At 55.8% G+C, this 18,873-nt stretch carries 18 protein-coding genes, 2 tRNA genes and 2 rRNA genes; 13 read left to right on the top strand and 9 right to left on the bottom strand.

Going from position 1 to position 18,873, the window contains the following annotated elements; genetic code table 11:
• From ACLEXF_RS14455 to dkgB, 4 genes are all read left to right on the top strand, one after another.
• Nucleotides 1–197: ribosomal RNA gene (locus tag ACLEXF_RS14455) — 23S ribosomal RNA — on the top strand; the annotation flags it as partial.
• 194 nt (nt 198–391) lie between these two features.
• A 5S ribosomal RNA gene (rrf, locus tag ACLEXF_RS14450) occupies nt 392–507 on the top strand.
• Between the two features lie 57 nt (nt 508–564).
• A tRNA-Asp gene (locus ACLEXF_RS14445) sits at nt 565–641 on the top strand.
• Between the two features lie 164 nt (nt 642–805).
• Nucleotides 806–1,609 (top strand): 2,5-didehydrogluconate reductase DkgB, encoded by an 804-nt coding sequence (gene dkgB / locus ACLEXF_RS14440; RefSeq protein ID WP_064183780.1) that lies wholly within the window; start codon nt 806–808, stop codon nt 1,607–1,609.
• Between the two features lie 32 nt (nt 1,610–1,641).
• Here the strand turns inward: dkgB and yafC are convergent, their stop codons facing one another.
• A complete protein-coding gene (yafC, locus tag ACLEXF_RS14435; RefSeq protein WP_004204612.1) occupies nt 1,642–2,547 on the bottom strand; it encodes a DNA-binding transcriptional regulator YafC in 906 nt (301 codons plus the stop codon).
• A gap of 104 nt (nt 2,548–2,651) precedes the next feature.
• Between yafC and ACLEXF_RS14430 the strand changes: the two genes are divergently transcribed.
• The 3 genes from ACLEXF_RS14430 to ACLEXF_RS14420 all read left to right on the top strand — a co-directional run bounded on the left by ACLEXF_RS14430 (nt 2,652) and on the right by ACLEXF_RS14420 (nt 5,602).
• Nucleotides 2,652–3,842 carry an MFS transporter gene (locus ACLEXF_RS14430; RefSeq protein WP_043521489.1) on the top strand — a complete coding sequence of 397 codons (1,191 nt, stop codon included), beginning with the start codon at nt 2,652–2,654 and terminating at the stop codon, nt 3,840–3,842.
• Between the two features lie 102 nt (nt 3,843–3,944).
• Nucleotides 3,945–4,742 (top strand): endonuclease/exonuclease/phosphatase family protein, encoded by a 798-nt coding sequence (locus tag ACLEXF_RS14425; protein WP_074194120.1) that lies wholly within the window; start codon nt 3,945–3,947, stop codon nt 4,740–4,742.
• A gap of 89 nt (nt 4,743–4,831) precedes the next feature.
• Nucleotides 4,832–5,602, top strand: a complete 771-nt coding sequence (locus tag ACLEXF_RS14420; RefSeq protein WP_064183779.1) for a class I SAM-dependent methyltransferase — start codon at nt 4,832–4,834, stop codon at nt 5,600–5,602.
• Nucleotides 5,603–5,661: 59 nt separating this feature from the next.
• Here the strand turns inward: ACLEXF_RS14420 and mltD are convergent, their stop codons facing one another.
• Entirely contained in the window at nt 5,662–7,029 is a 1,368-nt protein-coding gene (gene mltD, locus ACLEXF_RS14415) for a murein transglycosylase D (RefSeq protein WP_004204616.1), read from the bottom strand.
• Between the two features lie 71 nt (nt 7,030–7,100).
• The gene (gloB, locus tag ACLEXF_RS14410) at nt 7,101–7,856 is read right to left on the bottom strand and encodes a hydroxyacylglutathione hydrolase (protein WP_004204618.1); all 756 of its coding nucleotides are present in this window, start codon (nt 7,854–7,856) and stop codon (nt 7,101–7,103) included.
• Nucleotides 7,857–7,888: 32 nt separating this feature from the next.
• Between gloB and ACLEXF_RS14405 the strand changes: the two genes are divergently transcribed.
• A complete protein-coding gene (locus tag ACLEXF_RS14405) occupies nt 7,889–8,611 on the top strand; it encodes a class I SAM-dependent methyltransferase (protein ID WP_004204619.1) in 723 nt (240 codons plus the stop codon).
• Here ACLEXF_RS14405 and rnhA read toward each other — a convergent pair.
• Complete coding sequence (gene rnhA, locus ACLEXF_RS14400) at nt 8,608–9,075, bottom strand: ribonuclease HI (RefSeq protein WP_004204620.1); 468 nt, start codon at nt 9,073–9,075, stop codon at nt 8,608–8,610. The two genes, ACLEXF_RS14405 and rnhA, sit on opposite strands and share 4 nt — an antisense overlap.
• A 64-nt stretch (nt 9,076–9,139) precedes the next feature.
• On the opposite strand from rnhA, the gene dnaQ reads away from it, so the two are divergent.
• Both dnaQ and ACLEXF_RS14390 read left to right on the top strand, forming a co-directional pair.
• The gene (dnaQ, locus tag ACLEXF_RS14395; protein ID WP_004204621.1) at nt 9,140–9,871 is read left to right on the top strand and encodes a DNA polymerase III subunit epsilon; all 732 of its coding nucleotides are present in this window, start codon (nt 9,140–9,142) and stop codon (nt 9,869–9,871) included.
• Nucleotides 9,872–10,004: 133 nt separating this feature from the next.
• Nucleotides 10,005–10,081, top strand: a tRNA-Asp gene (locus ACLEXF_RS14390).
• Between the two features lie 59 nt (nt 10,082–10,140).
• Here the strand turns inward: ACLEXF_RS14390 and ACLEXF_RS14385 are convergent.
• A complete protein-coding gene (locus tag ACLEXF_RS14385) occupies nt 10,141–11,022 on the bottom strand; it encodes a LysR family transcriptional regulator (RefSeq protein WP_012968890.1) in 882 nt (293 codons plus the stop codon).
• 103 nt (nt 11,023–11,125) lie between these two features.
• Here ACLEXF_RS14385 and eamB point away from each other — a divergent pair, with 103 nt between their 5' ends.
• Complete coding sequence (gene eamB, locus ACLEXF_RS14380) at nt 11,126–11,716, top strand: cysteine/O-acetylserine transporter (protein ID WP_004204623.1); 591 nt, start codon at nt 11,126–11,128, stop codon at nt 11,714–11,716.
• 28 nt (nt 11,717–11,744) lie between these two features.
• Here eamB and ACLEXF_RS14375 read toward each other — a convergent pair whose 3' ends face one another.
• From ACLEXF_RS14375 to fadE, 3 genes are all read right to left on the bottom strand, one after another.
• Nucleotides 11,745–12,845 (bottom strand): AI-2E family transporter, encoded by a 1,101-nt coding sequence (locus ACLEXF_RS14375; protein ID WP_146410815.1) that lies wholly within the window; start codon nt 12,843–12,845, stop codon nt 11,745–11,747.
• A 249-nt stretch (nt 12,846–13,094) separates the two neighbouring features.
• Nucleotides 13,095–13,865 (bottom strand): amidohydrolase, encoded by a 771-nt coding sequence (locus tag ACLEXF_RS14370; RefSeq protein ID WP_004204628.1) that lies wholly within the window; start codon nt 13,863–13,865, stop codon nt 13,095–13,097.
• Nucleotides 13,866–14,043: 178 nt separating this feature from the next.
• Nucleotides 14,044–16,488, bottom strand: coding sequence for an acyl-CoA dehydrogenase FadE (gene fadE, locus ACLEXF_RS14365; protein WP_065697405.1), 2,445 nt, complete (start codon nt 16,486–16,488; stop codon nt 14,044–14,046).
• Nucleotides 16,489–16,727: 239 nt separating this feature from the next.
• On the opposite strand from fadE, the gene lpcA reads away from it, so the two are divergent.
• Nucleotides 16,728–17,309 carry a D-sedoheptulose 7-phosphate isomerase gene (gene lpcA, locus ACLEXF_RS14360; protein WP_004145825.1) on the top strand — a complete coding sequence of 194 codons (582 nt, stop codon included), beginning with the start codon at nt 16,728–16,730 and terminating at the stop codon, nt 17,307–17,309.
• Nucleotides 17,310–17,383: 74 nt separating this feature from the next.
• Nucleotides 17,384–18,151 (top strand): class II glutamine amidotransferase, encoded by a 768-nt coding sequence (locus ACLEXF_RS14355; protein ID WP_004204630.1) that lies wholly within the window; start codon nt 17,384–17,386, stop codon nt 18,149–18,151.
• Here ACLEXF_RS14355 and dpaA read toward each other — a convergent pair.
• Complete coding sequence (gene dpaA, locus ACLEXF_RS14350) at nt 18,122–18,862, bottom strand: peptidoglycan meso-diaminopimelic acid protein amidase (protein ID WP_032455591.1); 741 nt, start codon at nt 18,860–18,862, stop codon at nt 18,122–18,124. The genes ACLEXF_RS14355 and dpaA overlap by 30 nt on opposite strands.
• Nucleotides 18,863–18,873 lie beyond the last annotated feature (11 nt).

Below are 18,873 nucleotides of genomic sequence, written 5' to 3'. Positions count from 1 at the left end.
GGCACTGCCCGGTAGCTAAATGCGGAAGAGATAAGTGCTGAAAGCATCTAAGCACGAAACTTGCCCCGAGATGAGTTCTCCCTGAGACTATAAGTCTCCTGAAGGAACGTTAAAGACGATGACGTTGATAGGCCGGGTGTGTAAGCGCAGCGATGCGTTGAGCTAACCGGTACTAATGAACCGTGAGGCTTAACCTTACAACGCCGAAGATGTTTTGGCGATTTGAGAGAATTTTCAGCACTGATTCAGAAGTACGAAATAGTTTGCGCAGCAGCAAGGCGGCAAATGATGCACGTCAGCAGGAGCATACATAAGTATGTGACTGCTGCGGGCGAATGCAGCCAACGCAGCTGATGCGATAAAATATTTCGTACTGAGCACAAAGAATTTGCCTGGCGGCACTAGCGCGGTGGTCCCACCTGACCCCATGCCGAACTCAGAAGTGAAACGCCGTAGCGCCGATGGTAGTGTGGGGTCTCCCCATGTGAGAGTAGGGAACTGCCAGGCATCAAATTGCAGTAAGCCGGGGTGACAACCGGTGGTCATAAAGCGAAAAAATTCGGTGGAGCGGTAGTTCAGTCGGTTAGAATACCTGCCTGTCACGCAGGGGGTCGCGGGTTCGAGTCCCGTCCGTTCCGCCACTTATTAAGAGCCCTGAGCATTTGCTCAGGGCTTTTTTGTTTCATCTGTTCCCGATTATTGCTAAATCAGCAAAAATCCTCTGCATTAATCGCTCTTTTTCCCCTCCACACCATCAGCCATAATTTCATCCGTTAACCGAAATGAACAAATAACGAGGAAAAACATGGCAATCCCTGCATTTGGTCTTGGCACCTTCCGTCTGAAAGATGATGTTGTTATCGCATCCGTAAAAACCGCGCTGGAGCTGGGCTATCGTACTATCGACACCGCGCAAATCTATGACAACGAAGCCGCGGTGGGTCAGGCTATCGCTGAGAGCGGCGTGCCGCGTGATGAGTTGTTCATCACGACCAAAATCTGGATCGAGAACCTGAGCAAAGACAAACTCATCGCCAGCCTGCAAGAGAGCATGCAGAAGCTGCGCACTGACTATGTTGATCTGACGCTGATCCACTGGCCGTCACCGAACGATGCGGTGGCTGTTGAAGAGTTTATGGCCGCTCTGATGGAAGCGAAGGCGCTCGGCCTGACCCGTCAGATCGGTATCTCCAACTTCACTATTCCACTGATGGAGCGCGCGATTGCCGCCGTTGGCGCTGAAAACATTGCTACCAATCAGATTGAACTCTCGCCGTATCTGCAAAACCGTAAAGTCGTCGATTGGGCGCGTGAGCACGGTATCCATATCACCTCTTATATGACCCTGGCCTACGGTAAGGCACTGAAAGATGAGGTGATTGCCCGTATCGCGGCGAAACATAATGCGACTTCGGCGCAGGTTATCCTGGCATGGGCGATGGGCGAGGGGTACGCGGTAATCCCGTCCTCGACGAAGCGTGAGAACCTGGCCAGCAACCTGAAGGCGTTGGATCTGCAGCTGGATGATGAAGATCGCCAGGCGATCGCTGCGCTGGATTGCAACGATCGGCTGGTGAGCCCGGAAGGTCTGGCGCCGCAGTGGGATTAATCTCCCGCTTCCGGCATGCCTATCAGAGGGTACTACGACAGCTCCTTCGGGAGCTGTTTTACGTGTTCGCTTAGAAAATCAATAAACGCCCTGATACGTGTACTGACGGCTCTGTCGCTGTAGTACACCGCACTGAAGGGCATCTCCACCGGCAAGCGTTTGTCGGCCAGTAGTTCAACAAACTCCCCGCTGGCTATCTCTTTATCCACCATATAATCCGACAGACAGGCAATACCGTTGCCGGTCAGACACAGTTGTTTGAGGGTTTCCCCACTGTTTGATGACACCGCCGCCTCAATCTCTAACAACTGACCATCGCAACAGGAGACTGGCCAGGTGTTCAGAGAGACGGGTTCAGTGAAGCCCAGACACTGATGTTGTTTCAGATCTGACGGATGCTGCGGCACACCGTAGCGCGAGACATACGCTGGCGAGGCGACGATCTTACGATAGCTGGTGAACAGCGGTCGGGCGCGCAGGCTGGAATCCGTTAAGGTTCCGGCCCGTATCGCTACATCCACTTTCCGTTCAATCAGGTTAATAAACGTCTCTGAAGAGACGAGCGACAGCGTCATTTCCGGGTAACGCTCGCGAAACGGCTTCACCAGCGGCATGAGAAAATGCAGCATCACCGGCGTCGCGGCATCCACCCGCAGCAAGCCCCGCGGCGTCGTGCGCGTTTCCAGCAGGTCATTTTCTGCCGCCGCCATCTCCTGCAATACCACCTGCATCCGCCGAAAATAGCGCTCGCCTTCCTCTGTCAGACTGAGCTGGCGGGTGGTCCGATTAAGCAGGCTGACACCAAGCTTTGATTCGAGCTTTTTGACTGCCCGGCTGACGGCAGAGTTGGCCTGACCCAGCTGTTCGGCTGCCCGGCTGAAACTCCCGCTTTCCACTACCGCCACAAAGATGGCGATCTCCTCGGATGTGGCTCTCATTATTGCACCTGTAGCAAAATTCTATTGATACTTTGATAGTTTTTGTTATTTATACAACCCTTCATACTACGTGTCATCTTAATCCTGATGCTACGGAGTAAATTATGCCACTGGCGCTATTTGCCTTAACCATCGGTGCCTTTGCAATTGGCACCACTGAATTCGTGATTGTCGGCCTGGTCCCGACGATTGCCCAACAACTCTCTATCTCTCTACCTTCTGCGGGACTGCTGGTCTCTATCTACGCGCTGGGCGTGGCGATCGGCGCCCCGGTGCTGACGGCATTAACCGGGCGTATGCCGCGTAAACAGCTGCTGCTGGCGTTGATGGTCCTGTTTACGGCGGGTAATGTGCTGGCCTGGCAGGCTCCAGGCTATGAAACGCTGATCCTGGCGCGCCTGCTGACCGGCCTGGCGCACGGCGTGTTCTTCTCTATTGGCTCGACAATCGCCACCAGCCTGGTGGCAAAAGAGAAAGCAGCCTCGGCCATCGCCATTATGTTCGGCGGCCTGACGGTCGCGCTGGTGACCGGCGTTCCCTTTGGCACCTTTATTGGCCAGCATTTCGGCTGGCGGGAAACCTTCCTCGCGGTATCGATTCTCGGGGTGATTGCGCTAATCAGCAGTCTGATTCTGGTGCCGAATAATATTCCGGGCCGCGCCAGCGCCAGCCTGCGCGATCAGCTTAAAGTCTTAACCCATCCGCGCCTGCTGATGATCTATGCCATTACCGCGCTGGGCTATGGCGGCGTGTTTACCGCTTTTACCTTCCTTGCGCCGATGATGCAGGAGCTGGCCGGCTTCAGCCCCTCAGCGGTGAGCTGGATCCTGCTGGGCTATGGCGTCTCGGTGGCTATCGGCAACGTATGGGGCGGCAAACTGGCCGATAAGCATGGCGCCGTCTCCGCGCTGAAGTTTATCTTCGCCGCGCTGGTTGTGCTGCTGCTGGTGTTCCAGCTGACCGCCAGCGTTCACTATGCCGCGCTGGCAACGGTGCTGGTGATGGGCGTTTTCGCCTTCGGCAACGTGCCGGGTCTGCAGGTCTATGTGGTGCAAAAAGCAGAGCAGTATACCCCGGGGGCTGTCGACATCGCTTCCGGTCTGAATATCGCCGCCTTCAACGTCGGCATCGCGCTGGGATCGATCGTCGGCGGACAGACGGTCGAGCGGTACGGTCTGGCGCAGACGCCGTGGATTGGCGCGGTGATTGTGCTGGTCGCTTTGCTGTTGGTGGTTCTGAGCGGGCGTTTAGATAAATTGCCGCGCCGTTCGGCAGCGCTTTCTCCCGAAGGCTAAGGGTTTCTCGCAAATTGCATTGAAAGTGTATGGGAAAATCCCTATAACAGAAGAACCAGTCGTCGTCGGGCTGGTTTCTGTTATCGAGGATTAATGCCCAAATTGCGAAAGAACACCTACGCCATGCGCTATGTCGCCGGACAACCTGCGGAGAGAATATTGCCTCCGGGGGCGTTTGCGGGCGTGAGTCCGGTTTATTCCGCCGGCACGCCGTTAAGCAGCGATGAGAAGATCCGCGTGCTGGTGTGGAATATCTTCAAGCAGCAGCGTGCAGAGTGGCAGTCGGTCCTCAAAAATTTCGGCAAAGATGCGCATTTGGTCCTGTTGCAGGAGGCGCAAACCACCCCAGAACTGGTCAGGTTCGCGACTTCAAACTATCTGGCCGCCGATCAGGTGCCGGCGCTGGTGCTGCCCCAGCATCCTTCCGGCGTGATGACGCTGGCCTCCGCTCACCCCATCTATTGCTGTCCGCTGCGCGAGCGCGAGCCTATTTTGCGATTGCCGAAATCGGCCTTAGTGACCGTTTATCCGCTGCCCGATGCGCGGTTGTTAATGGTGGTCAATATCCATGCCGTCAACTTTAGCCTTGGCGTCGATGTCTACAGCAAGCAGTTGCTGCCGATCGGCGATCAGATTGCCCATCACAGCGGGCCGGTGATTATGGCCGGGGACTTCAATGCCTGGAGCCGGCCGCGAATGAACGCGCTGTACCGCTTTGCACGCGAGATGTCGCTGCGTGAAGTTCGTTTCTCTGACGACCAGCGCCGTCGCGCGTTTGGTCGCCCGCTCGATTTTGTGTTCTACCGTGGGTTAAGCGTGCACGATGCTTCCGTGCTGGTAACCCGCGCCTCCGACCACAACCCGCTACTAGTCGAATTCAGTCCCGGCAAGCCTGATTAATTTAAGGTTGGTCAGGCCTGCCATGGGGCAGGCCTGTGCATGCATAGTGCTGCCTTTTATTACTCAAAAAACCGTAAGGACAAGACAACATGACAACACGCTCTCACCATGACAACGTTGAAAAGCAGTTCGGCTCCCAGGCCAGCGCCTATCTGACCAGCGCCGTACATGCCTCTGGTCGCGATCTGCAGCGGCTGGCGGAACGTCTGGCTGATTTTCCGCAGGCGAAAGTGCTGGATATGGGCTGCGGGGCAGGGCACGCCAGCTTTACCGCGGCGGGACAGGTTGCCGAGGTGACCGCCTATGATTTATCGAGCCAGATGCTGGAAGTGGTTACCGCGGCGGCAAAAGAGAAAGGCTTTAGCAATATCGTGACCCAGCAGGGGTATGCTGAAACGCTGCCGTTCGCTGATGCCAGCTTTGATGTGGTGATTAGCCGCTACTCCGCGCATCACTGGCATGATGTCGGCCAGGCGCTGCGTGAGGTGAAACGTGTTCTCAAGCCGGGCGGGGTGATGATCGTGATGGACGTGATGTCGCCGGGCCATGCGGTGCGTGATGTCTGGCTGCAGACCGTGGAAGCCCTGCGCGATACCTCGCACGTGCGTAATTATTCCAGCGGCGAGTGGCTGACGCTGGCGACGGAGGCGGGGCTGGTGATTAATCGGCTGTTGACCGATCGCCTGCCGCTGGAATTCAGTTCGTGGGTGGCGCGGATGCGTACCCCTGAGCCGCTGGTGGAGGCGATTCGTTTATACCAGCAGAGCGCCTCGGCGGAGGTGAAAGCCTACTTTGAGTTACAGCAGGATGGTTCCTTTACCAGCGATACCATCATGTTTGAAGCGCATAAAGCGGTTTAATACAGACAACAAAAAAGGCACCGGGGGAAGTCGGTGCCTTTTTATCGAACCCTGACGTATCAGGACTCTGGTCGATCGCTGTTTTTCACAAACAGGGTTAGCTGATCGCCAGGCCTCAGATTGTCGGTATCGCTGTTCCAGCGCATGACGTCGCGAATATTAACGCCATGACGTTTGGCGATGCTCGACAGCGAGTCACCTTTGCGAACGCGATAGGTGATGCTATCGCTGTTATTCGCCAGACGCTGCGCGCTGCTGCCGGCGCCGATAACCAGATTTTGTCCAACCTTCAACCCAGAGCCGCGCAGGTTATTCCACTGCTGCAGATCGCGGGTCGTCACACCGAGACGGGAAGCAATCCCGGAAATGGTGTCGCCGGAACGCACCTTATAGCTTCGGCTGGTCAGCGGCGTATTATCCGCGAGCTGCGTCGGCTGTACGGCGGCAATGTCGCCAGAGGCCAGCGATTCACGCAGTTGGGCTGCGTGCTTCTGCGGCACCATGACGTACTTTGGCCCGCTAGCGCCCAGCGTTGACCCCTTTACGCCGGCGTTGAAGGTCTTCAGCTTGCTGACCGGCATACCGGCCATATCCGCGAGCTGAGAAATCTCAACCGGACTGTCGAGGCGAACGCGCGCCAGCGCACGGCTTTCATCAGCCGTAGGCAACTTTACGCCGTAACGTTTGCTGTTTTTGAGGATGTCGCTCAATGCCAGCATTTTCGGTACGTAGACTTTCGTTTCATGCGGCAGAGACAGCGACCAGAAATCGGTGGGTTTGCCACGCGAACGGTTCGCTTTCACTGCCTTCATGACCCGACCTTCGCCGCTGTTATATGCCGCGACCGTTAACAACCAGTCGCCGTCGAACATTTTGTTCAGACGTTGCATCATGTCCAGCGCCGCGGTTGTCGATGCGACAACGTCACGACGCGCATCGTAACTGCGGGTCTGTTTTAAACCATAATTGCGCCCTGTGCTCGGAATGATCTGCCAGATGCCTGCGGCATTGGCGCCAGACGTCGCGTGTGGGTCAAAAGCGCTCTCCACTATGGGTAGTAATACCAGTTCCATTGGCATGTTACGTTTCTTAACCTGCCCGGCTATCCAGTACATATACGGCTCTGCCCGTAAAGTTACATCGTGGAGATAGCTCTTATTTCTTAAGTACTTCTGTTTTTGCTCGCGAATCCGGGGGTTATCCGGTATTCCCATCTTTAGCTCGTCGCCTATGGAAGTCCACAGATCCTGGTCTTGCGCGTAGAAGGTTCCATCATCTAACCAGCGCGCTTGACTTGTGAACTTGCCTGCTTCCCCTTGACCAGCCGCAGAAAGGCTCTGTGCTCGCTGTTCGACGGTGCCATCGTGCTTAGACGCCTGGCACCCCACCAGCAGGACAGAGGCGAATAATATCGCTCGTGCCTTCATGTGTGTGTCAATAGTTGCTTAAAAGACGACCAAGGATAACGGCGAAGTTAGCCGATGACAAGAATTAAATGTCAGAATTCGTCTTTCTTTGACCTTAACCACGCAAATCGCGCCACAGAGTGTTGCAATTTTGTTTCTTTGTTAATTTTATCAATTAAATCAACATCATTTACGCGTAAAAATAAATTTATACGCCGCTCGTTTTTCAGAATTACGGGTAGTGTCTTTTGTTTTTTTGCACGTAACTCATTAACTTTATGATAGTAATCGTTTATGTCCCTATCATCAGGCAGGATACTTAACGCAAACTTCATATTCGCTAACGTATATTCATGTGCGCAACATATAATGGTTTCTGCAGGAAGGGCGTTAATTTTCATAAATGATTGATACATTTGCTCTGCGGTGCCTTCGAACAGCCTTCCGCAGCCGCCGGAGAACATTGTGTCGCCGCAAAACAGATAAGGTTCGCTGTAGTAACAGATATGTCCTAATGTGTGACCTGGCGTGGAGAAAATGGAAAAATCGTGACCCAGAATTGACAACCGATCGCCATCGTCTACTACCTGAGTAACCCCCTTATCCTGGGTTTCTGCCGGCCCGTAAACCACCAGAGAGGGGAATTTTTCACGTAATTGTTTTACGCCGCCGACGTGATCCTGATGGTGATGGGTCAGTAAAATGGCCTCGGGCTGCCACTGGTTTTCCTCGATTGCCGCCAGAACCGGCGCGGCCTCGCCCGGATCAACGATGATGCAGCGGCCGTGATTCTCAATGAGAACCCAGATGTAGTTGTCCTGAAACGCGGGAATACTGATAAGATTCATAAATTACCTCTAAAGCGTAGCGGAAGGTGGCAATGAAGCCGGCAAGGATACCTCATACAGTGACAGCGCCTGAGCATTGGTCCAGTATGCCGTGGGGCGAATACTATCGCGAAACGCTTGAACAGCAGATGAAGCCATGGCTGGCTAAATTATATGGCTTTCATCTGCTTAAGATTGGCAATCTGAGCGCGGAAATCAATACCGAAGCTTGCGCCATCTCGCACCAGGTGAATGTCTCGCTGGCGGGAAACCCAATGCAGGTCCGGGCCGACCCGCTGCATTTGCCCTTTGCCGAAAAGTCCGTCGACGCCTGCCTGCTGGCGCATACCCTGCCGTGGTGCAGCGATCCGCATCGCCTGCTGCGGGAGGCCGATCGCGTCCTGATCGATGATGGCTGGATGATCCTGACCGGGTTTAATCCGGTGAGCCTGATGGGGTTGCGTAAACTGGTGCCGGTCCTGCGCAAAGGCACGCCGTACAACAGCCGTATGTTTACGCTGATGCGCCAGCTGGACTGGCTGTCGCTGCTCAACTTTGAAGTGCTGCATTATGGGCGTTATCAGGTTTTACCCTGGTCGCGGCATGGCGGCAAACTGCTGAGCACCCATCTGCCGGCGCTGGGCTGTTTGCAATTGATTGTCGCTCGCAAACGGACCATACCGCTCACCCTTAATCCGATGAAGTCAGGGAAAGCGAAAACCCAGCTGCGGCCAGCAGTAGGCGCCACCCGGCAGTGGCGCAAGGGGCAGAATTAGCTCTCCGGCTGGTAGCCGATGTCGTCCTGAGTAGGATGGGAGGCCGCCGCGCGGGCCAGCTCGTCGCAGCGTTCGTTTTCTGGATGGCCGGCGTGGCCCTTCACCCATTCCCATTTGATCTTATGCTGGCCAAGCGCGGCGTCCAGCCGCTGCCAGAGGTCGACATTCTTTACCGGTTTTTTCTCTGCCGTTTTCCAGCCGCGCTTTTTCCAGTTGTGGATCCACTGGGTGATCCCCTGGCGGACATACTGGCTGTCGGTGCTGAGCACCACTTCGCAATGCTCTTTTAACGCTTCGAGAGCGACGATCGCCGCCATCAGTTCCATGCGGTTATTGGTGGTCAGACGGTAGCCGGCGCTGAAGGTCTTTTCGTGCTGGCGGTAGCGCATGATGGCGCCGTAACCGCCGGGTCCTGGATTTCCCAGGCAAGAGCCGTCGGTGAAAATTTCTACCTGTTTGAGCATCTCTGGTAGACTTCCTGTAATTGAAATCGATTTGTAAACGATAAGTCTGACATAAATGACCGCTATGAGCACTGCAATTACGCGCCAGATTGTTCTCGATACCGAAACCACCGGTATGAACCAGATCGGGGCGCACTACGAAGGACACAAGATCATTGAGATCGGCGCCGTGGAGGTGATCAACCGCCGCCTGACCGGTAACAATTTCCACGTCTATCTGAAGCCCGATCGGCTGGTGGATCCGGAGGCGTTCGGCGTGCACGGGATCGCCGATGAATTCCTGCTGGATAAACCCACCTTTGCCGATGTGGCTGATGAATTTATGGATTACATCCGCGGCGCGGAGCTGGTGATCCATAACGCCTCGTTCGATATCGGCTTTATGGATTATGAGTTCGGTAAGCTGAACCGCGGCATTGGAAAAACCGAGACCTTTTGTAAAATCACCGACAGTCTGGCACTGGCGCGGAAAATGTTCCCCGGCAAGCGCAACAGTCTGGATGCGTTATGTTCGCGCTACGAAATAGATAACAGCAAGCGTACGCTGCACGGGGCATTACTCGATGCCCAGATCCTTGCCGATGTCTATTTGATGATGACCGGCGGCCAGACGTCGATGGCGTTCTCTATGGAAGGCGAAAGCCAGCAGCAGGCGGGAGAGATGGGCATTCAGCGCGTCGTCCGCGCCGCCAGCCAGTTACGGGTGGTTTATGCCTCTGATGAAGAACTGGTGAACCATGAATCCCGCCTCGATCTGGTACAAAAGAAAGGCGGAAGCTGCCTGTGGCGTGCCTGATAACCACTAAAATGGATTAAAAGTAGGCGGTTGGGCGATTTTTGCAGCAAACGATTCAAAACGGTAGAAAAAGCGTTGACGGGGTAGAGGGGAATCCGTAATATTCGCCTCGTTCCCAACGGAACAACAACGCGGAGCGGTAGTTCAGTCGGTTAGAATACCTGCCTGTCACGCAGGGGGTCGCGGGTTCGAGTCCCGTCCGTTCCGCCACTATTCAGAAAGCCTGAATCAGCAATGATTCAGGCTTTCGTCGTTTTCGTCGCCGAATTTCAGCGCGCCTCTTGTTCCTCCTGCATACACTGCATGAATACCCGCATCGCAGGACTGATTGCTTTCCCGGCGTGATGGGCGCAGAGCGCATGGATCGTCAGCGGCGTCTCGCTGAACGGCAGCTCGACCAGCGTCCCGCGTTTGAGTTCCTCCTCTACCGCAAAGCGCGGCAGGAAGCTCACCCCAAGATTGCCCGCCACGCACTGTTTGATGCTTTCAATACTCCACAGTTCGATGGTGTTCTCCATGGTAATGCCGCGCTGGCGCAGGGTACTTTCAAAAATCTGCCGGAACACGCACTGGGGCTCGTTGATGATAAAGCTCAATGGGATATGCTGCCGCGGGCGCAGGAAGTCGACCGGCGCCTGATCGACTGACGCGACCAGCGCCAGCGGCTGCGGGCCAAGTTCCATCATGGTGAGTGCATCATCGTTGCCAACCCGGTAAAACACCCCCAGGTCGACTTCGTCAGCGAGCAGCGCATCACGGATGCTGTAGCAATTGAGCGACTGTAGTGACAGGCGGACCTTCGGGGCGCGTTGCTTAAAACGCTGCAGCACCGGCGGCATTTTGTACGCCAGCAGGGTTTCACCAGTGGCGACGCGAAGTTCGCCGCCGGGTTCATCGTCCTGGCGCGCCGCCTGGCGAATCGACGCCATCACTTTGGTCAGATCGTAGACGTGCGGCAGGACATTCTTACCCGCGGCGGTGAGACACATCCGCCGGCCAATTTTCTCAAACAGCGGGATAGCAAGCTCCTGCTCAAGCTGCTGGATATGAAAGGTTACGGTGGACTGGGTGCAGCACAGTTTCTGCGAGGCGCGCAGAAAGGATCCTTCTTCGACAACCGTTTTGAAAGTGATAAAGCGTCGCAGATCCATATTTCCTCTTTATATCGACATTCTCGAATTCAGAATGAAAAAACATTCATTTTTTTAAATTATCAGCTTCGGGTACTGTCTGCCAGTCAAGAGGAGAAAACACGTGACACCTACCCTGATTAGCGCCTTTTTAACTTACACCCTGATCACCGCCCTGACGCCCGGGCCGAATAATATTCTGGCGCTGAGCAGCGTCACCGCGCACGGCTTTCGACGGAGCATGCGGGTTCTGGCCGGCATGAGCCTGGGGTTTGTGATCATCATGCTGATTTGTGCCGGGCTGACGTTCACTCTCGTTACCCTGGATGAGGGGATAACCTCCCTGCTACGCTGGGTCGGCGCGGGGTATATCCTGTGGCTGGCCTGGCACATTGCGCGTAGCGACCCGGCCAGCGGTGGGCAGGAGGAGCGGCCTGTCAGCTTCTGGGCCAGCCTGGGGCTGCAGTTTGTGAATGTAAAAATTATCCTGTACGGCATCACGGCCCTGTCGACCTTTGTTCTGCCGGTGACTCGCGAGCCATTCTGGCTGGTGATGATAAGCCTGTTGCTATCAGTAATAGGCGTTGCCGGCAATCTTTGCTGGGCGCTGGCCGGTCATCTGTTTCAGCCGGTGTTCGAACGCCATGGAAGAGGGTTAAATCTGCTGCTGGCGCTGCTGCTGGTCTGGTGCGCGGTACGAATGTTTATGGAATGAATTAAGGGAGCGTAACGCTCCCTTGAGGTTATTTATCCTGCGGCAGAGCGGGTTGCCCTTCATTTACCCAGGTCATGAAGATCCGATAACCGATGGCCAGCAGGGTGGCGCCGAGAAACATACCGAGAATGCCGTTAGAGGCCATTCCGCCGAGGGCGCCCAGCAGCACTACCGGCATTGGCGCGTCGACTCCGCGCCCCAGCAGCAGAGGTTTGAGCACGTTATCGGCCATACCGGCGACGATCAGCAGGATGGTGTAGAAGATATCCATTCCGGTACTGTGGGTGCCGAGACTCCACATTAGCGCAATGGCCGGGGCCGTCACCAGGATCACCGGCACCTGGGCAATGCCGAGGATCAGGGCCAGAATAAAGAAGATCCCGACGGCGGGAATGCTGGCCATCAGCATGATCACGCCGACCAGCAGCGCCTGGATCAATGCCACCCCGATAACGCCCTGGGCGACCGCGCGGATGGTGCTGGTGCACAGGCGGGTGAGGGTCACGCCTTTATTTTCATCGGTAATACGGATGGCAATACGCTGGGCGCTGATGGCGCCCGCTGCGCCCCAGGCCATCATAATGCCCGAGACGATAAACGAAATAATAAAGCCAATCAGCCCGCCGCCCATGCTGGCCAAAATACTGAGAAACTGTTTGGCAATGTCGCCGATTTGCGAGCGGTAATTACTGAGCAGTCCCGGGAGATCGATGGAAGCTCTCATCCACAGGGCGCTAAGCCGTTCGCCAACGATCGGTAACGCGGCAATGCGCGAGGAGGGCGGGGGAATGGTAAAGCTCTGGCTGCCCATCTTGTCTATCATGGCGCTGGCGCTTTCCGCCAGCGAGGTGATCATCAGCACCGTGGGGATGACGATCAGTAAAATACCTAACAACACCAGCACCACTGACGCCAGTCCCTGTTTGCCCGCTAACAGTCTGGCAAAATACTGATGTAAAGGATAGAGCGCCACGGCCAGAATCAACGCCCAGAGCATCATATTGACGAAGGGAGAAAAGACGGTAAAACAGAATGAGGCCAGCGCCAGAATAAGACCGAACCGAATAAACATATCGAGAAAGCGGGTGACCAGCCGTTTTTCTATTAACTGAAGATTATTATTATCCATTTTCCATTACGCTCATTAAATATTCATACGCCAACGCTCAGCCGGGTTCAACAAAACAAGCTGGCAATAGAAAACTCATGATTTACAAAGCAGAAGTGAATTGAAAATGATCTCCGCCCGTTTGGTTGTGGGGTCTTTTAATGAGTGTAGAACAGAAATGAAAGGCGCCCTGTAAATATTCTGTTGGGCGCTGCAAGAGGAAATTCCGCTTTCTTTTCCCGCAGAAGGGGGGAAGAAAGCGGAGGGGGATTAATCCAGAGTAAAAGGATCGGCATCGCGCCAGGCGGGGAATTTTTCACGATATTCCTGCAGGGCGCTCAGCGACAGTTCGGCGTCAAGACGAGTGGCCTGATGCGGATCGGCGGTGGCGACAATCTCCCCCTGGGGACTGATAACCCGGCTATCACCGCGGTAATGATGACCGTTGCCGTCGGTGCCGACCCGGTTACAGCCGGCGACGTAGGCCTGGTTCTCAATCGCGCGGGCGACCAGCAGCGACTGCCAGTGCAGCGAGCGCGGCGCCGGCCAGTTCGCCACATACAGCGCCAGATCATAATCGTTAAGGTTACGCGACCATACCGGGAAGCGCAGGTCGTAACAGACCAGCGGCAGGATCCGCCATCCGCGCCATTCAAAGACCACGCGCTTGTCCCCGGCCTCATAGTGATGGTGTTCATCCGCCATACGAAACAGGTGCCGTTTATCATAATGATGAACCGTGCCGTCAGGCTCGACCAGCAGGAAACGGTTAACGGCCCCGCGCTCAGTTTGCAGCGCGGCGCTGCCGGCGATCAACGCCTGGGTTTGCGCCGCCCGGGCATGCATCCACGCCACCACCTCGGCCTCGGGTAAAGACTGTTTTGCCGCTTCCATCGCAAAGCCGGTGGTAAACATCTCAGGTAAAACAATGATATCGCGCCCGACAATCCCTTCCAGTTGGCGATCAAAATGGCGCAGGTTAGCAGGGCCGTCCATCCAGACCAGCGGTTGTTGCAACAGCGTAATTTTCAGGCCAGGCACAATGGTCAACTCCATTCTCATGAGGGGGTTAGGTTAACTGTAACACCTTATCAGCCTCGCGGCGGTCCGCGGAATATTTTGTTAAAAAAATGCTACTAACAGGAACCACGGGTGAAGGCGAGACGAAAAAAAGGCGGGGAAAATTCCCCGCCCGGCCTGTGATGTGGTTGTTGCTTTATTATGCGGCTTCAACGTTGCGAACTTTTTCCGGCAGCTTTACCGGCTGGGTTGCCAGCTCCTCTGGCGCAAAGTCGTCGACGTTAATGCTGCGCAAGCGACTGTGCTCTGCGCGGGTCAGAATAGCGGCTTCTTCCTGATTTATTAATCCTTTGGCCAGCGCGTTGTGTGCCAGCTCATCCAGACGGGTGAACGGCAGGTTTTTACCCAACTCTTTGCAGATCCGCTGGTGGATAGGATCGGCCGCCATCACTTCCAGCAGGGCCTCTTCCAGCAGACCAACCGGGTTATGCTCGCTCGGCGTCAGGTACTGACCGCGACCGATGCGGGAGCGGGTGGCGCTGGGCACCTGCAGAATTTTAGCGACTTTATGGTCCAGCTTATCCGACGGCGAATGATGATGACGCCCGGTCGGGAAGATGACCAGCCGCATTGCGCCAGCCACCAGACGGTTGGGGAAGTTTTTCAGCAGATCGTCGATGGCCTGTTCAGCCTGGTGCAGCGCATCCTGCACTCCCCAGTCAACCAGCGGCAGATCGGCTTCATTGCGTCCTTCATCGTCATAGCGTTTCAGCACCGCCGAGGCCAGATACAGCTGGCTTAACACATCCCCCAGACGCGCGGAGATACGTTCGCGACGCTTGAGGCTGCCGCCCAGTACCGCCATCGACACGTCTGACAGCAGCGCGAGGTTGGCACTCAGACGGTTCATTTGCTGATAGTAACGACGGGTGGCGTCGCGGGTCGGCGCGCTGCTGGTGCGTCCGCCGGTCAGGCCCAACCAGAAACTCCGTACTTTGTTGCTGCCGACATGGCCGATATGTTTGAACAGCAGCTTGTCATAGGCGTTCAGGTCGTTGTTCTGCGCGGCGGCCATCTCCTCCAGCACGTACGGATGGCAGCGAATCGCACCCTGACCGAAGATCATCATGCTGCGGGTCAGAATGTTCGCCCCTTCCACGGTGATGGCGATAGGCGCGCCCTGATAGGCCCGGGCGAGGAAGTTGCCTTCGCCCAGCATAATGCCTTTCCCGCCGGTAATATCCATTGCGTCGATAATGGAGCGCTGGCCGCGGTGGGTGCAGTGATATTTCACGATCGCGGAGAGCACCGCCGGTTTCTCGCCGAGCATAATGCCGTAGGTGATAAGCGACGCCGCAGCGTCCATTACATAAGCATTACCGGCAATGCGCGCCAGCGCCTCTTCAATCCCTTCCATTTTACCGATCGAGATTTTGAACTGGCGGCGAATATGGGCGTAAGCCCCGGTCGCCATAGCCACCGATTTCAGGCCGCCGGTGGAGTTGGACGGCAGAGTAATACCGCGTCCCACCGACAGACATTCAACCAGCATGCGCCAGCCCTGACCGGCCATCCCCGGCCCACCAATGATGTAATCGATCGGCACGAAGATATCTTTGCCGCGGGTTGGGCCGTTCTGGAAAGGGACGTTAAGCGGGAAGTGACGACGGCCAATTTCCACGCCCGGGGTGGAGGTCGGGATCAGCGCGCAGGTGATGCCCAGCTCTTCTTCTCCCCCCAGCAGACGATCCGGGTCAGAAAGTTTAAACGCCAGTCCCAGCACGGTGGCGATAGGCGCCAGCGTAATGTAGCGTTTGTTCCATGTCAGGCGCATACCCAGCACCTGCTGGCCCTGCCAGTCACCCATGCAGACCACGCCGGTATCCGGAATGGCGCCGGCGTCAGAGCCCGCTTCCGGGCTAGTGAGAGCGAAGCAGGGGATCTCCTGCCCGCGCGCCAGACGCGGCAGATAATGGTTTTTCTGCTCTTCGGTACCGTAATGCTGCAGCAGCTCGCCCGGCCCCAGTGAGTTCGGGACGCCGACGGTGATCGCCAGAATGCCGGAGACGCCAGAGAGCTTCTGCAGCACCCGCGACTGGGCATAAGCGGAGAATTCAAGCCCGCCATACTCTTTCTTAATGATCATCGCGAAGAAGCGATGCTCTTTCAGATACGCCCACAGCTCCGGCGGCAGATCGGCCATTTCGTGGGTGATGGCGAAGTCGTTGGCCATCCGGCAGGCTTCTTCCACCGGGCCGTCGAGGAAGGCTTGCTCTTCGGCGGTCAGACGCGGCTGCGGATAGTTATGCAGCTTGTGCCAGTCAGGGTTGCCGCGAAACAGATCCCCTTCCCACCAGGTGGTCCCGGCGTCGATGGCTTCTTTTTCAGTACGCGACATCGGCGGCATCACCTTGCGGAAAGCGCGAAACGCCGGTGCGGAAATCATGGATTTACGCATAGGCGCAAAGTTAAACGGCAACAGAATGATCGCCAGCGGCAGCAGCAGCCAGATATTCCACAGACCGGCCGCGCCGAGCGCTGCGGTCCAGGCGAGCAAGATCACGCTGCTGAGCAGCAGGCTGACCCGGTGATAGAAGAGCGCACCGAGTAAAACAACGGTTGCAACAATACTCAAAATCATCATAGAGAAATGCTCCCTGTGCTTGTAGGAGGTCTGACCACTTGTGATGTATTGGTTGTAGTGCATGCTTTTTTATTTAGCAATGTGTTTACAAAATAATTACAACCTTGCTCACATTGTTGTATGCAAAAGCGGCACATAAAATCAAAAGGGCGGGGGATAACGCTGCCTGCTGCTTCTCGCTTCGGCGGCTATCCGGTACACTGCCAGGGTTATTCCACTCATACTGAAGGATTATCCTCATGTACCAGGATCTTATTCGTAACGAACTGAACGAAGCCGCGGAAACGCTGGCTAACTTTCTGCAGGACGAAGCCAATATCCATGCTATCCAGCGTGCCGCTGTCCTGCTGGCGGATAGCTTTAAGGCGGGTGGTAAAGTGCTGTCCTGCGGTAACGGCGGTTCCCATTGCGATGCGATGCATTTTGCGGAAGAGCTGACCGGACGTTATCGCGAAAACCGCCCGGGTTATCCGGCCATTGCGATCTCCGATGTCAGCCATCTCTCCTGCGTGAGCAATGATTTTGGCTATGAGTATGTATTCTCCCGCTACGTTGAATCCGTCGGCCGCGCGGGCGATGTGCTGCTTGGCATCTCCACCTCCGGCAACTCCGGCAACGTTATCAAGGCCATAGAAGCCGCGCGGGCGCAGGGGATGAAAGTGATCACCCTGACCGGTAAAGACGGCGGTAAGATGGCCGGGAGCGCCGATGTTGAAATTCGCGTGCCGCACTTTGGCTACGCCGACCGCATTCAGGAGATCCACATCAAAGTGATCCATATCCTGATTATGCTGATCGAAAAAGAGATGGCGAAAGGCTAACAGGCAGGTGAGTGTGTACTGTTGACGGCGGCCTCGCTTTGGCGCCGTCGTGATTTGTGATGGTGAGGTGATCTATGTGCGAACTGCTCGGGATGAGCGCCAATGTGCCAACAGATATCTGTTTTAGCTTTACCGGGCTGGTACAGCGCGGAGGCGGGACGGGGCCGCATAAAGACGGCTGGGGCATCACCTTCTATGAAGGCAAAGGCTGTCGCACATTCAAAGATCCGCAGCCGAGCTTTCAGTCGCCGATCGCGAAACTGGTCCAGGATTACCCGATTAAGTCCTGTTCCGTCGTCGCGCATATTCGTCAGGCCAACCGCGGGATGGTGGCCCTGGAGAATACGCATCCGTTCACCCGCGAGCTGTGGGGGCGCAACTGGACCTACGCGCACAACGGGCAGCTCAAAGGCTATAAATCGCTGAAAACCGGCAATTTCCACCCGGTAGGTGAAACCGACAGTGAAAAGGCCTTCTGCTGGCTGCTGCACCGCTTAACCGAGCGCTACCCGCGTACGCCGGGCAATATGCTGGGCGTATTTAAGTATATCGCCACCCTGGCGGGGGAGCTGCGTGAGAAAGGGGTGTTCAATATGCTGCTGTCGGACGGACGCTATGTGATGGCGTTCTGCTCGACCAACCTGCACTGGATCACCCGGCGGGCGCCGTTCGGCGTGGCAAAACTGCTGGACCAGGATGTGGAGATCGACTTTCAACGCGAGACCACACCCAACGATGTGGTCACGGTTATCGCCACGCAGCCGCTTACGGCCAATGAAACCTGGCATAAGATCATGCCAGGCGAGTGGGCGTTATTTTGTCTCGGGGAGCGTATAGTTTGAGGCCAGCTGCGGCTGGACAACCTCGTGGCTGAGCGGCTTGCTCACCACATAGCGGCCGTCGGTCACTGATACGATCGGCGGTTTGTGGGTCTGCTGGAAATAATCATAGCCAGGCTTTAGCTGTTTCCAGAAATCCGCATAGTAGGAGTATTTGTGGCGTTCCATATTGGCATTGGTCATGCGGAACGGATAGATACTCACCTGCACGCTTGGCTGACCGAAGACTAAGGCGCCGGTCACGAACTGGAAGATCTCATCGATCCCGCGGTCGGTCATGGCGTAGCAGCCGATAGAGACGCAGTCGCCGTGGATCATCAGGTATTTCCCTTCATAACCATGGGCGCGATCGTAGGCGTTCGGGAAGCCGATATTAATCGCTTTATAGAAGCGGCTGTCGGGTTTGAGCTGGCTGCGGGTGACGTTATAGAACCCTTCCGGGCTCTTGAAATCGCCCTGGCGCTGTTTCGGGCCCAGGCCACCGGAGTAGTTGCAGATCCGATAGCTGTCGAGGAGCTGGTAGGTCTCACCCATTTTGACGTAAAGGTCGAGCATGCGCTCTTCTTTAAAGATCTCAATGTAAACCGGTGAACCCATTAATTGCTGCTTATATTCTTTGCTAACCGGCGTCGTCGGGCTGTTGCTGCTGAGCAGCCCGGCAAATGACACGCACGGCAGCAGAAGCATCGCAATAAATAATGCGATTTTGCGCATACTGCTTGTTC

The organism is Klebsiella pneumoniae complex sp. WS1778, from assembly GCF_049472055.1.
Taxonomy (GTDB): Bacteria; Pseudomonadota; Gammaproteobacteria; order Enterobacterales; family Enterobacteriaceae; genus Klebsiella; species Klebsiella quasipneumoniae.
This window is presented reverse-complemented; position numbering and strand designations above follow the sequence as displayed.